This is a genomic window from Ensifer aridi, assembly GCF_002078505.1.
Classification (GTDB): Bacteria; Pseudomonadota; Alphaproteobacteria; order Rhizobiales; family Rhizobiaceae; genus Sinorhizobium; species Sinorhizobium aridi.
This window is the reverse complement of record NZ_LUAV01000012.1, coordinates 20,039-33,797: the sequence shown is the minus strand read 5'-3', so window position 1 is coordinate 33,797 and position 13,759 is coordinate 20,039. Positions and strand designations below refer to the sequence as shown.

The 13,759-nt window shown below is 62.4% G+C and carries 14 protein-coding genes and 1 pseudogene; 9 read left to right on the top strand and 6 right to left on the bottom strand.

The annotated features are described in order from the left end of the window. Positions 1 to 43 precede the first annotated feature (43 nt). A complete protein-coding gene (locus AYK65_RS10310; protein ID WP_081158302.1) occupies positions 44 to 2,050 on the bottom strand; it encodes an ATP-binding protein in 2,007 nt (668 codons plus the stop codon). A 355-nt stretch (positions 2,051 to 2,405) separates the two neighbouring features. Here AYK65_RS10310 and AYK65_RS10305 point away from each other — a divergent pair, with 355 nt between their 5' ends. Together AYK65_RS10305 and ilvN are read left to right on the top strand one after the other, a co-directional pair. Beyond that, complete coding sequence (locus AYK65_RS10305; RefSeq protein WP_026617717.1) at positions 2,406 to 4,184, top strand: acetolactate synthase 3 large subunit; 1,779 nt, start codon at positions 2,406 to 2,408, stop codon at positions 4,182 to 4,184. A gap of 22 nt (positions 4,185 to 4,206) precedes the next feature. Then, the gene (gene ilvN, locus AYK65_RS10300; protein ID WP_026617716.1) at positions 4,207 to 4,779 is read left to right on the top strand and encodes an acetolactate synthase small subunit; all 573 of its coding nucleotides are present in this window, start codon (positions 4,207 to 4,209) and stop codon (positions 4,777 to 4,779) included. 124 nt (positions 4,780 to 4,903) lie between these two features. On the opposite strand, the gene AYK65_RS10295 is transcribed toward ilvN, so the two are convergent. Then, on the bottom strand, positions 4,904 to 5,749 hold the full coding sequence (locus AYK65_RS10295) for an aldo/keto reductase (RefSeq protein WP_026617715.1): 846 nt from the start codon (positions 5,747 to 5,749) through the stop codon (positions 4,904 to 4,906). A gap of 435 nt (positions 5,750 to 6,184) precedes the next feature. On the opposite strand from AYK65_RS10295, the gene AYK65_RS10290 reads away from it, so the two are divergent. The 6 genes and pseudogenes from AYK65_RS10290 to AYK65_RS10265 all read left to right on the top strand — a co-directional run bounded on the left by AYK65_RS10290 (position 6,185) and on the right by AYK65_RS10265 (position 9,374). After that, positions 6,185 to 6,394, top strand: coding sequence for a cold-shock protein (locus AYK65_RS10290; protein ID WP_026617714.1), 210 nt, complete (start codon positions 6,185 to 6,187; stop codon positions 6,392 to 6,394). A 141-nt stretch (positions 6,395 to 6,535) separates the two neighbouring features. Then, on the top strand, positions 6,536 to 6,763 hold the full coding sequence (locus tag AYK65_RS10285) for a hypothetical protein (RefSeq protein ID WP_026617713.1): 228 nt from the start codon (positions 6,536 to 6,538) through the stop codon (positions 6,761 to 6,763). Between the two features lie 246 nt (positions 6,764 to 7,009). Then, a complete protein-coding gene (locus AYK65_RS10280) occupies positions 7,010 to 7,603 on the top strand; it encodes a LysE family translocator (RefSeq protein WP_081158301.1) in 594 nt (197 codons plus the stop codon). A gap of 80 nt (positions 7,604 to 7,683) precedes the next feature. Next, entirely contained in the window at positions 7,684 to 8,319 is a 636-nt protein-coding gene (gene nthA / locus AYK65_RS10275; protein ID WP_081158300.1) for a nitrile hydratase subunit alpha, read from the top strand. Further along, entirely contained in the window at positions 8,316 to 8,975 is a 660-nt protein-coding gene (gene nthB / locus AYK65_RS10270; RefSeq protein WP_081158299.1) for a nitrile hydratase subunit beta, read from the top strand. Before nthA ends, nthB begins: the two co-directional genes overlap by 4 nt. Next, a pseudogene (locus AYK65_RS10265) lies at positions 8,944 to 9,374 on the top strand (nitrile hydratase accessory protein). Before nthB ends, AYK65_RS10265 begins: the two are co-directional and overlap by 32 nt. A 13-nt stretch (positions 9,375 to 9,387) precedes the next feature. On the opposite strand, the gene AYK65_RS10260 reads toward AYK65_RS10265, so the two are convergent. The 4 genes from AYK65_RS10260 to AYK65_RS10245 form a co-directional block, all read right to left on the bottom strand. Next, complete coding sequence (locus AYK65_RS10260; protein ID WP_026617709.1) at positions 9,388 to 10,194, bottom strand: anti-sigma factor family protein; 807 nt, start codon at positions 10,192 to 10,194, stop codon at positions 9,388 to 9,390. Further along, positions 10,191 to 10,745: an RNA polymerase sigma factor gene (locus AYK65_RS10255; protein WP_081158298.1), complete on the bottom strand. Its 555-nt coding sequence runs from the start codon at positions 10,743 to 10,745 to the stop codon at positions 10,191 to 10,193. The genes AYK65_RS10260 and AYK65_RS10255 overlap by 4 nt, the downstream gene beginning before the upstream one ends. Next, positions 10,729 to 11,103, bottom strand: coding sequence for a COG4315 family predicted lipoprotein (locus AYK65_RS10250; protein ID WP_081158297.1), 375 nt, complete (start codon positions 11,101 to 11,103; stop codon positions 10,729 to 10,731). The genes AYK65_RS10255 and AYK65_RS10250 overlap by 17 nt, the downstream gene beginning before the upstream one ends. Positions 11,104 to 11,256: 153 nt before the next feature. Next, entirely contained in the window at positions 11,257 to 12,345 is a 1,089-nt protein-coding gene (locus AYK65_RS10245) for an AbrB family transcriptional regulator (RefSeq protein ID WP_081158296.1), read from the bottom strand. A 276-nt stretch (positions 12,346 to 12,621) separates the two neighbouring features. On the opposite strand from AYK65_RS10245, the gene AYK65_RS10240 reads away from it, so the two are divergent. Beyond that, complete coding sequence (locus AYK65_RS10240; RefSeq protein WP_026617705.1) at positions 12,622 to 13,749, top strand: ATP-dependent DNA helicase; 1,128 nt, start codon at positions 12,622 to 12,624, stop codon at positions 13,747 to 13,749. Positions 13,750 to 13,759 lie beyond the last annotated feature (10 nt).

Here is a 13,759-nt window from a genome sequence, read left to right as displayed (position 1 = left end):
AGAGGCTCCAAGTCCTTAGGCGCCGGAAACTATGTCTGCCCGCTTACTTCCGGATCAGGCTTCCGAGCGGGCGCTTCAGCAGACTTTCACGCAGCGATCCCTCGCGGCGCGCCTCGCCGGCATGCGGCAGCGGCGAGGCATGCGGCACCCGGGAGACGTCTCTTTCCGCCTGTCCGGACAGGATCTGCTCGCGGATCTGGTTGAAGCGCTCGAGCTGCGGATTGACCGGCTCCGGCGGGCGGGGGAGCATGTCGGGCCGATAGGGTTCGCATGTGGGCCCTTCCTGGGCCAGCCAATCGGCCGGTGCCATTTCGGCCGTCTCGCTCCAGGTATCGTCGTCTCGCATTCTCTCCGCCGCCAGATAGCTCTGCTGGAAGCTCGATATGTCCGGCCCGCTGATGGCGCGCATGCGGCCGATGATAGAGCGCAGGTCGACGCTCGACGCGGCATCCTCGTCGACGTGGTCGGTGATGCCGTGGGCGCGCGGCAGCCGCGCTTCCTCGACGCGATCGAAGCGCATGCGCATCGGTACCGCCACCGCCTCGCCGAAGGCGATCGCTTCGCCGTTGCCGATCGATGAGATGAAGCTGGTGGTGGAGATCGACGAATTGGAGATCGCCGAGCGGATGATTTCCTGATCTCGGTCGTTTGCGAGCCGCATAGCGAAGACCGTCGAGCACTGCGACAGGATCGTCGGATCGAGCTCGCCGGGCCGTTGGGTGATGATGCCGAGCGAGACGCCGTATTTGCGGCCCTCCTTGGCTATGCGCGCGATCGCCTGGCGTGTCGGCAGAAAGCCGAGCGAGGGGTCGGCCGGTACATAGCGGTGGGCTTCCTCGCAAACGACCAGCATGTGGATGGCGCCGTTGCCCCAAAGGCCGATTTCGAAAGCCATGCGGCAGAGCACGGAGGCGACCGAATTGACGACCTCCGAGGGGATGCCGGCGAGTTCGAAGGTGGCGATCGGCTTGCCTTCGCCCGGAACGCGGAAGATCTTGGCGATCGTGTCCTCGATCGTGTCGGTGATCGTGTTCTGCGAGAACATGAAATGGTAGCGCGGATCGTTGATCGCCGAGACGATCCTGACCTTCAGCGAGCGCAGATGCGGCTTGTCGGCGCGTCCCTCCAATCGGCCGATGCGCTCGTCGATCATCGCGAGAAGGTCGGCGATGCGATAGGGCACCGGCGTATCGGCGGTGATCGAGCTCTTCTCAGTCTGTCGACGCATCAGGCTCGATTCACCACCCCTGAACGCCTTCTTCGCATCCGGTATGACGTCGCGCAGGATGTCGAGCTCCTCCGCTACGGGCGGGCGGCCGCGAAAAATGACCTCGGCGAATTCTTCGAGCCGGAAGAACCAGAAGGGCAGGTCGAGCGTATCCGTCTCGATGACCACGGCATGATCCGGAAAGGCGGCCGCGAACTCGTTGTGCGGGTCGAGGATCAGCACGCGCAACTTGGGATCGGCGGCGATCGCCTTGTTGAGCAGCAACGTTACTGCCGTCGACTTGCCGACGCCCGTTGTGCCGACGATGGCGAAGTGCTTGGCAAGCATCGAGGGCACATGGATCGTGGCATCGAGGCTCTCGTCCTGCGTCAGCTTGCCGATGACGCAACTGTCCGATTGTCCCGAGTCGTAGATGCGGGAGAGGTCGCTTGCGCGGATGCGATGTGCGATTGCGCCAAGATAGGGGTAGCGGCTGATGCCGGCGGAGAACTCCTCCCGCCCGTCCGGCCCGACGTGGACCTCGCCCATCAGTTCGACCTCGATGCGGAAGGTGTTGTTGGCTTCTTCGCCCCAACCCTCGGAAACGGTCTGCATCGAGTAGACGAGGGCTACCACGCGATTGGTGCCGACGGAAATTGAAATCAGCTTGCCGACGGACCAGAGCTCAGTGAGCGATGTCTCGCCGTTTTCCGCGACCGCGGCGATCGTCGCGCGCGAGCCGTTGCAGGCGACGACCCGGCCGAGGAAACGGTTGCCCGGCTTCGTGCCGTCACGGCGATCCCGCCCTTCGTTGATTGGGCGTTGAGTTTCACTGTTGAGCAACACACACCTCGGGCGAATGGCAGGATTGCGCACGGAGGCGCTCGTTTTCCTGACGGCACCCCAGGGTAGCCGCAGCGGTTTAACAAGTGGTTGCCCGCCCTTACTGCCGTCCTGCACCGCTTGGTGCAGGGTAAGCCGCGCCAAAAGCCGTTGACGGGTGGGGGATTTCTGTTTATCAAGTCGCCCCATGAAAAATTTCGCGGTTATTCTTGTGGTGGGAAGGCGCATGGGCAGGATGGTGTAACCATCCGGCGATAGCCACCCATGCGCTGAACGAGGCTCCTGACGGGGCCTTTTTTTATGCCTCCAAACAAGCTAATTCACCCAAACCTGAAAGAGGGACGGAAGCAGGCCAATGAGCGGAACTGAGAACCAGATGACAGGCGCGGAGATCGTTCTCCAGGCTCTGAAAGACAATGGCGTCGAACACATCTTCGGCTATCCCGGCGGCGCTGTGCTTCCGATCTACGACGAAATTTTCCAGCAGGACGAGATCGAACACATTCTCGTCCGCCACGAGCAGGGCGCCGGCCACATGGCCGAAGGCTATGCCCGCTCCACCGGCAAGGTCGGCGTCATGCTGGTTACGTCCGGTCCAGGCGCGACCAATGCCGTGACGCCGCTGCAAGACGCGCTGATGGACTCGATCCCGCTCGTCTGCATCTCCGGGCAGGTTCCGACCCCGCTGATCGGCTCGGACGCCTTCCAGGAATGTGACACTGTCGGCATCACGCGGCCCTGCACCAAGCACAATTGGCTGGTCAAGGACGTGAATGAGCTCGCGCGCATCATCCACGAGGCGTTCCGCGTTGCGCAGTCGGGCCGTCCGGGCCCGGTCGTCGTCGACATACCGAAGGACATCCAGTTCGCGACCGGCACCTATACGCCGCCTTCCGCCGTCCCGACGCAGAAGAGCTATCAGCCGAAGACCCAGGGCGACCTGAAGAAGATCGAGGAGGCGGTCGCGCTAATGAAATCGGCCCGCCAGCCGGTCATCTATTCCGGCGGCGGCGTCATCAATTCCGGGCCACAGGCCTCGCATTTCCTGCGCGAGCTGGTCGAGCTCACCGGTTTCCCGATCACCTCGACGCTGATGGGCCTCGGCGCCTATCCGGCCTCCGGCAAGAATTGGCTCGGCATGCTCGGCATGCACGGCACCTACGAGGCCAACATGGCGATGCACGATTGCGACGTCATGATCTGCATCGGCGCGCGTTTCGACGACCGCATCACCGGTCGCCTCAATGCCTTCTCGCCGAACTCGAAGAAGATCCACATCGATATCGATCCGTCCTCGATCAACAAGAACGTCCGTGTCGACATTCCGATCGTCGGCGATGTCGCGAACGTTCTCGAGGATATGGTCCGCCTGTGGCGTGCTGCCGCAAAGACGGCCGATAAGGCGCGTCTCGACGACTGGTGGGGGTCGATTGCCAAGTGGCGGGCGCGCAACTCGCTCGCCTATACGCCAAGCCACGACGTGATCATGCCTCAATATGCGATCCAGCGGCTCTACGAGCTCACCAAGGACCGCGACACCTATATCACCACCGAAGTCGGCCAGCACCAGATGTGGGCGGCACAGTTCTTCGGTTTCGAGCAGCCGAATCGCTGGATGACTTCGGGCGGACTCGGCACCATGGGCTATGGCTTCCCGGCCGCTGTCGGTGTCCAGGTGGCCCATCCGGAGAGCCTCGTCATCGACATCGCCGGCGATGCCTCGATCCAGATGTGCATCCAGGAAATGTCCTGCGCCGTCCAATACGGGCTGCCGGTCAAGATATTCATCCTGAACAACCAATATATGGGCATGGTTCGTCAGTGGCAGCAGCTGCTGCACGGCAACCGCCTGTCGCATTCCTATACGGAGGCGATGCCGGATTTCGTAAAGCTCGCCGAAGCTTATGGCGGCGTCGGCATTCGTTGCGAGAAGCCCGGCGACCTCGATGACGCGATCCGGCGTATGATCGACACGCCGGCGCCGGTCATCTTCGACTGCCGCGTCGCCAATCTCGCAAACTGCTTCCCGATGATCCCCTCCGGCAAGGCGCACAACGAAATGTTGCTGCCCGACGAAGCGACGGACGAGGCGGTCGCGAATGCCATCGACGCCAAGGGCCGCCAGCTCGTTTGATGAAAAGGGTAGAGGAACAATAATGAGTGCACATCTTCAGCCGACGGGCTCTGCCTATTTCATCGCCAAGGAGACCGAGCTTGCGGAGACACACACGCTCTCCGTTCTCGTCGACAACGAGCCGGGCGTACTCGCCCGCGTCATCGGTCTCTTCTCCGGCCGCGGCTACAACATCGAGAGCCTGACGGTCTCCGAAACCGAGCACGAGGCGCATCTGTCGCGGATCACGATCGTGACGCGCGGCACGCCGCATGTGCTGGAGCAGATCAAGAACCAGCTCGAAAGGCTGGTGCCGGTGCATCGTGTCGTCGACCTCACCGTGCGCGCCGCAGGCCTCGGCCATGACCGCCCGATCGAGCGCGAATTGGCGCTCGTCAAGGTGCACGGCTCCGGCGAGCACCGCGTTGAGGCGCTGCGGCTTGCCGATGCCTTCCGCGCCTCGGTCATCGACGCCAATATCGAACACTTCGTCTTCGAGATCACCGGCAAGCCTTCGAAGATCGAGCAGTTCATCGCCATCATGAAGCCGCTGGGCCTGATCGAGGTCTGCCGCACCGGTATTGCCGCGATGAACCGCGGGCCGCAGGGGATGTAAAGCACCGTCGATTGCTCATTAGCTGCGCCGTGAGAGGGAGTTGCCCCTCACTCTAACCTTCTCTCCGCACGCGGGGGGAAGGTGGCCGGCAGGCCGGATGGGGGGCCCTCAGGCGGCTCTCGCCTCAGATAATCTCCAGCCGCGTCTTCCTCCTCGGCGGCGGAAAAAGCCGGTCGAGTTCGGCGAGGTTTTCTTCTGTCAGATGGATGTCCATCGCGTCGCGGTTTTCGCGGGCGCGTTCGGCGGAACCCGTCTTTGGAATGGAAATGACGCCTGAGCGCGTTTTCAAAAAGGCGAGCGCCACCTGGGCCGGCGTCGCCTGGTGAGCCTTGGCGATATGGATCAGATCGGCATTGTGCAGCAGGCGACCCTCGTCGAGCGGTGAATAGGCCATGATCGGCACGCCGCGGTCGCGGCACCGAGGCAAAAGGTCATATTCGATACCGCGTCGAGCGAGATTGTAGAGCACCTGATTGGCCGCGACATTTCGGCCGTCTGGTACGGCTTCCAGTTCCTCCATGTCTTCCACGTCGAAATTCGAGACGCCCCAGGCGCGGATCTTGCCGGTCTTCTTCAGTTCTTCGAAGGCGGCGACGGTGTCGGCGAGCGGATAGCCGCCACGCCAGTGCAGAAGATAGAGATCGATGCAGTCGATGCCGAGATTGTTGAGGCTGCGTTCGCAGGCGGCAAGGGTGCCTGAGCGGCTGGCATTGGAGGGCAGCACCTTGCTGACGACAAAGGCGTCCTCGCGCCGTCCCTTGATCGCTTCCCCAACGATACGCTCGGCGGCACCGTCGCCGTACATTTCGGCCGTGTCGATCAGCGTCATGCCGAGGTCTAGGCCCGTCTGCAAGCTGCGGATTTCCTCCGCGGCTTTCGCCCGGCTCTCTCCCATCCGCCACGTGCCCTGGCCAAGGGCGGCAACCTTGGGGCCATCGGGAAAATTGATCGTCGGAATCTGATCGTGCATTGGGAAATCGTCCTGAAATCTGTTCCACTGTCCTAAAGCGCGTCGCGTCCAATCGAATTCATGCGATGCCTTTAGCTCCTTGCTTTTGTACATGTCATTGCCCCAAAACCGCTGCACACTTCTGGGCGACATGCATAGATTTAGAATCCGATCCAGAAATGTCCATCCGCCGCCGGCCAGGCGCAAACGCGGCTCACACTCACTGTCTTTTGATGCCATGGACGCGCAGGCGCCTTCAAAGTTCAGATAAAAGAAAATAAAAAATCGCGCCTTGTAACCAACACAATTATGAACTACATAGCGTTTATCGATGTTGATCGACGATATTTGTTACTGCGCCGCGGCGCGTCGTCACGAAAATCCTGACAAAATCGGTTTCAATACATCGCTAAAACCGCGATGGTGTTTTTCCATGAGCGATTGAAAGGTATCGACGTGGCTTCTGGAACAGTAAAATGGTTCAATAGCACCAAAGGCTTCGGGTTTATCCAGCCGGACGATGGTGCAGCCGACGTGTTCGTGCACATCTCCGCTGTGGAGCGCGCTGGCATGTCCACGCTGAAGGACGGCCAGAAAGTAAGCTTCGAGCTTACTCAGGATCGCCGCACGGGCAAGACGTCCGCCGAAAATCTGCGCGCGCTTTAAGCGTTTCGCGTATGCTCGTTCGCAACGAGATTGTCATCTCCCGACCGTTGACCACGGATGTACTGGCAGCGACAGGTTGAGATGGTGAGGAAGGTCGGGTTCGCCCGGCCTTTTTTATTTCCATCCGAAAGGAGGTCGTCCGTGAAGAACGCCAATACGAACCGTATCTTCAAGTCCGAGAAGAAGAATCCCGCGGATCGCGCGGATCAGGCGACGCTGGCGGCGCGCGCCATCAACGAGCAGGAGGCGGTGGCCCGCGAGAAGAAGACGGCGCGCTTGAAACAGCTGCGCCTGGAAAAGGAAGCCGCCGAGGCGGCGAACGCTCCCGCCGAGCCTGAAAAAAAACGAAAGCTGCAGAAGCGCAAGTAAGCCGAACACGCTCTTTCCATCTGCGTCGAGGAATGCGCCATTTCTACGGAGGTGCACGGTTGCACTGAGTGAGTTGGCTATCCTCACTCCGGTCTTGTCACCGTGACAAGATTTGGCTGGCCATTGCATTTGGGTCAGTTAGGCTGTCTCAAATATCTTCCGGAGCGAGCCACGCTTCGCGGAAAAATTCACGACAGATCAATAACTTTGTGGTGGCGCCGCGCGGCGCGCCTTCTCGGAGGAACGATGCAACCGGATATGCTTCTGGCGCTGTTCCTGTTTGCCTTCACGACATCGATCACGCCGGGACCGAACAACATGATGCTGTTCGCCTCGGGCGTGAACTTCGGCTTCGTGCGCACCATCCCGCACATGCTCGGCATCGGCGGCGGCTTCTTCGTTCTGCTCATTGCCGTCGGACTTGGACTCGGCGCGCTGCTTCACTCGATGCCGCTCCTTTACACCACGCTGAAATTTGCGGGCGGGGCCTATCTCGTCTGGATCGCCTGGAAGATCGGCACCTCGCGCTCGCTCGGGGAAGGAAGGGCGAATGCCGTGCCGATGACCTTCCTTCAAGCCGCGGCCTTCCAATGGGTGAACCCGAAGGCGTGGGTGATGGCGGTTTCGGCCATGGCCACCTATACCAGCAGCGACAGCTATCTCATGAGCGTGCTCGTCGTCGGTCTCGTCTTCGCGATTGTCAATGTGCCGAGTGTGTCGACCTGGGCGGGTTTCGGCTCGGCACTCAGACAATGGCTCTCCGAGCCGGCACGGTTCAAGTGGTTCAACATCACCATGGCCGTGCTGCTCGTCGTCAGCCTCTGGCCGATGCTCAAGTAAGACCGATCCCCCAATAGTTAGTTCCGGCTTTTGGACTAATATATTAAGAATAGTAGCGTTTCCGGCAGAGGAGCCACGGAATGTCCGAGCATCATCATGGCGATGGTCACGGTCACCATCACGACAACCATTTCACCGACATGGAAGCGCGGGTGAAGGCGCTTGAGACGGTGCTGACGGAAAAGGGGCTGATCGATCCGGAGGCGATCGACGCAATCGTCGAGACCTATGAGACGAAGGTCGGCCCGCGCAACGGCGCCCGCGTCGTCGCCAAGGCCTGGAGCGATCCGGAGTTTGCCGACTGGCTGAAGCGGGACGCGACCGCGGCGATCGCCAGCCTCGGCTTCGCCGGACGGCAGGGCGAGCACATGCGCGCAGTGTTCAACACGCCCGACACCCACAATCTCGTCGTCTGCACGCTCTGCTCCTGCTATCCCTGGGCGGTGCTGGGGCTGCCGCCGGTCTGGTACAAGGCGCCGCCCTATCGCTCGCGCGCCGTCATCGATCCGCGCGGCGTGCTCGCGGAATTCGGATTGGAGCTCTCTGCGGAAAAGAAGATCCGCGTCTGGGATTCCACTGCTGAACTGCGCTACCTTGTCGTGCCTGAGCGGCCGGAAGGAACCGAAGGCTTCAGCGAGGACGCTTTGGCCGAGCTTGTCACGCGCGACTCGATGATCGGTACCGGGCTTGCGCTTTCGCGGGAGGCCGCGAGATGAACGGGCCGCATGATCTCGGCGGGCAGCATGGGCTCGGGCCGATCGCACCGGAAAAGGACGAACCCTATTTCCATGCAGAGTGGGAGAAGCGGGCACTCGGGATTACGCTCTCCTGCGGCGCCTTCGGCGCCTGGACGCTGGATGAAAGCCGGCACGCGCGCGAAAGCCTGCCGCCGCCGATCTATCTCTCTGCAAGCTATTATGAAATCTGGGTAAGGGCGCTGGAAACGCTGCTCAAGCGGCACGGCTTCATCACTCAGGCCGAGCTCGACACGGGCCACATGCTCGAAAAGGGGCGCGAGCCGAAGCGAGTATTGAAGGCTGAGATGGCAGCGGGCGTGCTTGCCAAAGGCGGGCCCTGCGACCGGCCGGTCGATCGGCCGCCGCGCTTCGCCGTCGGCCAGACGGTGCGAACGAAGAACTTCAATCCTGAGACCCACACACGCCTGCCGCGCTATGCGCGCGCCAAAGTCGGCGTAGTGGAGGCGGTGCAGGGGAGCTTCGTCTTTCCGGACGACAACGCCCATGGCAAGGGCGAGAACCCGCAATGGCTCTATACGGTCGTGTTCGACGCGGGCGAGGTCTGGGGCGAGGGCGCAGACCCGACGCTCACCGTCTCGATCGATGCCTGGGAGAGCTATCTTGAGCGCGTGTAAGTTCACTTCTCCCTTGGTCGCCTCGGCGGAACTGCCGAAATCGCCGGAAGGCGAGCCCGTCTTCGCCGAGCCTTGGCAGGCAGTCGCCTTCGCAATGACCGTGCGGCTTCACGAGCAGGGCGTGTTTTCCTGGAACGAATGGGCCGAAGCGCTCTCGGCCGAGCTTTACAGGCCCGGCCGCAAGGCGGACGGCAGCGACTACTACGATTGCTGGTGGCGGCGCTCAGCCGTCTGGTGACAGAACTGTCCATCACCTCCCGTCCCGAACTCGAAGCGCTCTCCAAAAGCTGGCAGCGCGCCGCGGAAGCGACGCCGCACGGCAAGCCGATCGCGCTGGACAACGACCCGGAACGGCAAGCGATGGTGGACGGCCGCGCGTTCCGGCGACCGTCTCGCTGAAGCGCAGCGCATCTTAGGACGGCGACGATCCCTCGAACTGCCGGTAGCATTCGCTGGCGACTTTCTGGAGCAGCTCGTGTGGCACCTCCCCGGTGACGGCATAGCCGATCTCGCCATCGATCCAGTAGAAGGTCTCGATCCCGCCTTCGCTCGCAATGCGGAAGCTGGTTTCGCGGTTGTCGGGGTTGCGGCCGAGAAGCACCGTCAGCCGCTGCCCGGTGCCGTCCTCATACATCAGCATCGCGCCCGCCTTGCCGTTGACCGGAAGGAGTCTGCCGCCGACGAGCGAAAAGCCGAGGGGTGACAGGTCTGGGATCGTCAGCGCGTAGTCGAGCCGTTTGCCGAGCCATGTCGCGAGATGCGCCTGCTGGTCGGCCCCGACCTCGATCGGATGGCGTACCTCGCTCGCGTAGATCAGGAAAGCGGATTGCGCCTGGCGGGGCAGCGACTCGTTCAGCCGTTCGCTCTGAGACGGGGCGTCCGGGGCGATGAAGCGTGGCGCATAAGCGCCGGCGAGGGCCCCAGCGGCAAAGATCAGGAGGCCGGCGGCGATGCGCCGCAGCAGGGATGCGGAGGATGCCGAACCCGCGGTTGGCCGACGAGCCGAGATCAGGGCGCGGTCGCCTTCGTCGCTGCGGGCATAGGAGGCAAAATGCTGCTTCAACGTTTGCGCCTGCGCCTGCCACTCACGCACCTCCTCGGCCCGGGCGGGATGTCTCTCCAACCAGGCTTCGATGCGCCCGCGCTCCGGCTGGCTCAGATGGCCATCGACATAGGCGTGCAGCTCGTCTTCGGAGACGCTGTCGAATTCGTCGGTCATTTCGGTCTCCGCAGGGCAATCACATTATCATCCTTCATCGCTTCTGCGAGTTGGCGCCGGGCGCGCGAGAGGCGGGACATCACCGTTCCGATGGGGATCGCCATCATGTCGGCCACGTCCTGGTAGCGGTATCCCTCGATCACCACGAGCATCAGCACCGCGCGTTTGTCGGCCGACAGCCTGTCCAGAGCGCGCTCCAAACGCTGCCGTTCCAACGGGTCCGCGTTCTCCTCCTCAGCCGAAAGGCCAAGTGCATCTTCGAACTCGACCTCCGGATGTTGCGCCTGGCGGCGGTGACGGTTGCGGTGGAGATTGGTCATGATGGTGAAAGCCCAGGCGCGCAGATTGACGCCGCGCCATTGCGCGCGCCGCGCCAACACCTTCTCGACGCAATCCTGCAACAGGTCCTCGCCGTCCGGATCGGAACGCGCGAGGCTGCGCGAATAGCGCCTGAGCGCCGGCATCAAGGCGAGGACATCTCGTTCAAAGGCATCGGGAGCGGAAGCATCCGCGCCCGTGCCCGTACCTTGACCGTCACGGCCGTGCGACATCCCATTCGCCCTTTACACCGTCGCCGGTGATGTCACCCATTTTCTTGTCCTTGACCCAGAAATAAAGCGGCATGCCGTCCTTGGCCCATTGCTTGCTACCGTCCTTGCGCTCGACGATCGTATAGGGGCCTTCAGCGGTTGCATTGCCCTCTACCATGAAGGGCGGCCAGTTCTTGGCGCATTGATCATAGCAGGTCGAAACGCCCTTCTGGTCGTCCCTGTAGGTGTAAAGCGTCATGCCGTTCGCTGCGGCGAGAACGGGACCCTTTTCGCTCTCGACCGTCTTGACCGGCGGCGCGGCGAGGGCGGCAGCGGCCGCGGCAAATGAGAAGGCGACGGCTAACGGAAACGTTCTCATGGGGATTTCCTTCCTGAAAGTGTTTCTGAAGCAGAACCGCGCTCCAGCGGGTTCGCAGATGAGACACGAGGGACGGCAGATTTATTCCCGCCGCGCTCGCGATGGTTGCGCCAGGCGGAGAAGACGCGTTTGCTCCGCGTGGGACGGTGCCTGTCAGGCCCGGTCGGCGACGAAACGGGCGAGCGGCGGGCCAATCAAGGTGATGATCAGCAGGCGGGCCGTCTGCAGCGCCATGACGAAGGGGAGGTCGACATTGCTGGAGGCGGCGATGACGGCGATCGAATCGAGGCCGCCGGGACTGGTGGCGAGATAGGCCGTCAGCGGGTCGATCCCGACCGCTTCGATGAGCAACAGGGCCAGAAGCCCGGAAAAAGACATCAACACGAGGATGGAGATGACCGTCGGCACCAGGGCGCGGCGGGCATGCGTCAGGATCGTTCGGGTAAAGCCGAGACCGATGTTCCAACCGAGCAAGGCAAAGGAAAGAGCCAGCAGCCACTGCGGCAGCTCGATCGTCATGGCGCCGGTGATGCTGAGCGCCGAGCCGATGGCGAAGGGGATGAGGAAGGCGCCGGCCGGCACGCGCAGCACCCTACCGAGGAAGCCGCCGACGATGCCCACGGCAAGCGTCATGAGGAAAGGAAGGCCGGCGACCGGCGCGAACCAGCCGGTTGTGGTCTCGGCCTCGGCACCGCTCACCCAGAGATGCGCGATCATGGTCGCTGTGCTCGCGACGAAGACGACGCGCAGATATTGCATGAAGGCGACGAGACGGGCATCCGCACCGTAGGCGTCGGCCATCAGCAGCATTGTCGAGGCAGCACCGGCCGATGAGCCCCAGATCGCGGTCGTCCCAGGCAGGATGCCCATTCGCGTTATGGTCCAGCCGCAAAGCGTACTCATGCCGATCACGGAGAGAATTATTGCGAGGAACAGGAGCCAGTTGCCCGAAAAGGTCACGAGCAGGTCCGGGCTCATGGAGCCGGCGATCATCATCGCCAGGACGAACTGCACGCAGAAGAAGAGCTGCCGGGGCAGGCGGATGGTACCGCCATTCATGCCAACAAGTGCGCCGGCGGCCATAGGTCCCATCAAGAGCCCGGCGGGGATGCCGATCGTTTCCAGAATGGCTGCGAATACAACGGAGAGCGCCGCGAGCAGGCACCATTGCCAGAGGCCCGCTAAGCGGCCCAGCCCGGTCTTTACGGGCGGCATCGGCATTGATGGCTGTTCCGGCTTCAAGGGCATTCTCCGGCAGGCGCTGCCGCATCGATGTTCGTGCACACTGTATGCAGCCGCTTACTGGTTAGCAGCACTGACTGCCTCGATACAAGGTGCGGTGCAAAAAAGTGCCACACCGGCTTTGCCAGTGTGGCCCCGAAAGGACGCTGCTTGACGCTGAATGACCACCTTGGCGCCGCATAGAATTTTGCGCAACGGCCGTCCCACGCATCGATGCAACCGCCGATAGCCAAATCGGCACTTGCGCCCGGCGCCCGAATCCTGACACTGCACGTCATGCAGTTCGCTCCGCAACAGGATGAGGCCCTGAAGGCCGTTTCGCGCTGGCTGAAGGAGGGTCGCTCGCCGCTTTTCCGGCTGTTCGGCTATGCCGGAACCGGCAAGACGACGCTCGCCCGCCATTTCGCCGAGCATGTGGACGGTGAGGTGCTGTTCGCCGCCTTCACCGGCAAGGCCGCGCAAGTGCTCCGCTCCAAGGGGGCCAGCAGCGCCAAGACCATCCATTCGCTGATTTACCGGCCGCGCGGCGAAGAAGAAGTGGAGGATGAGGAGACCGGCAAGACGTCGATCGCGCCGATGTTTGCGATCAACCGGCAGAGCCCCGTCGCGAAAGCCGCTCTGATCATCGTCGACGAATGCTCGATGGTAGACGAGGCGCTCGGCAAGGACCTGATGAGCTTCGGCACGCCGATCCTCGTTCTCGGCGACCCGGGGCAATTGCCGCCGGTCTCGGGCGGGGGCTATTTCACCAACCACGAGCCGGACTATCTTCTGACGGAAATCCATCGCCAGGCGCGGGACAATCCGATCATTCAACTCGCCATGCATGTGCGCGAGGGCAAGGAGATCATGCATGGCGACTATGGTACTGCGCAGGTCATCTCCAAGGGCGAGGTGACGCAGCCGCTGGTCCTCGAGGCCGATCAGGTGCTGGTCGGCACCAACCGGACGCGACGGCGCTACAACCAGCGGCTTCGCGAGCTTAAGGGCTTTACCAGCGAATATCCTCAGTCCGGCGACAAACTCGTCTGCCTTCGCAACGATCCGGCCAAGGGGCTGCTCAACGGCTCGCTTTGGCAGGTGATGAGCTCGTCGAAGGAAACCGTGAAACCGGGCATCAATCTGATGATCCGCCCCGAAGACGACGACATGGACCGCGGTGCGGCGAAGATCAAACTTTTGAAAGCGGCCTTCGAAGAGGTCGAAGGGGAGATCCCCTGGTCGACCCGCAAGCGCTATGACGAGTTCGACTACGGCTACGCACTGACGGTGCACAAGGCGCAGGGCTCGCAGTGGAACAATGTGGTGCTCTTCGACGAAAGCTGGGCCTTCCGCGACACGCGCGAGCGGTGGCTCTATACGGCGATCACCCGGGCGGCGGAACGGCTGACGATCGTTAGATAGGGCGGAATGG

Bases quoted from the DNA above. Each gene is read 5' to 3' on its own strand.
- AYK65_RS10305 (WP_026617717.1), top strand. From the start codon at position 2,406: ATGAGCGGAACTGAGAACCAGATGACAGGCGCGGAGATCGTTCTCCAG.
- ilvN (WP_026617716.1), top strand. From the start codon at position 4,207: ATGAGTGCACATCTTCAGCCGACGGGCTCTGCCTATTTCATCGCCAAG.
- AYK65_RS10295 (WP_026617715.1), bottom strand. From the start codon at position 5,749: ATGCACGATCAGATTCCGACGATCAATTTTCCCGATGGCCCCAAGGTT.
- AYK65_RS10280 (WP_081158301.1), top strand. From the start codon at position 7,010: ATGCAACCGGATATGCTTCTGGCGCTGTTCCTGTTTGCCTTCACGACA.
- nthA (WP_081158300.1), top strand. From the start codon at position 7,684: ATGTCCGAGCATCATCATGGCGATGGTCACGGTCACCATCACGACAAC.
- nthB (WP_081158299.1), top strand. From the start codon at position 8,316: ATGAACGGGCCGCATGATCTCGGCGGGCAGCATGGGCTCGGGCCGATC.
- AYK65_RS10260 (WP_026617709.1), bottom strand. From the start codon at position 10,194: ATGACCGACGAATTCGACAGCGTCTCCGAAGACGAGCTGCACGCCTAT.
- AYK65_RS10255 (WP_081158298.1), bottom strand. From the start codon at position 10,745: ATGTCGCACGGCCGTGACGGTCAAGGTACGGGCACGGGCGCGGATGCT.
- AYK65_RS10250 (WP_081158297.1), bottom strand. From the start codon at position 11,103: ATGAGAACGTTTCCGTTAGCCGTCGCCTTCTCATTTGCCGCGGCCGCT.
- AYK65_RS10240 (WP_026617705.1), top strand. From the start codon at position 12,622: ATGCAGTTCGCTCCGCAACAGGATGAGGCCCTGAAGGCCGTTTCGCGC.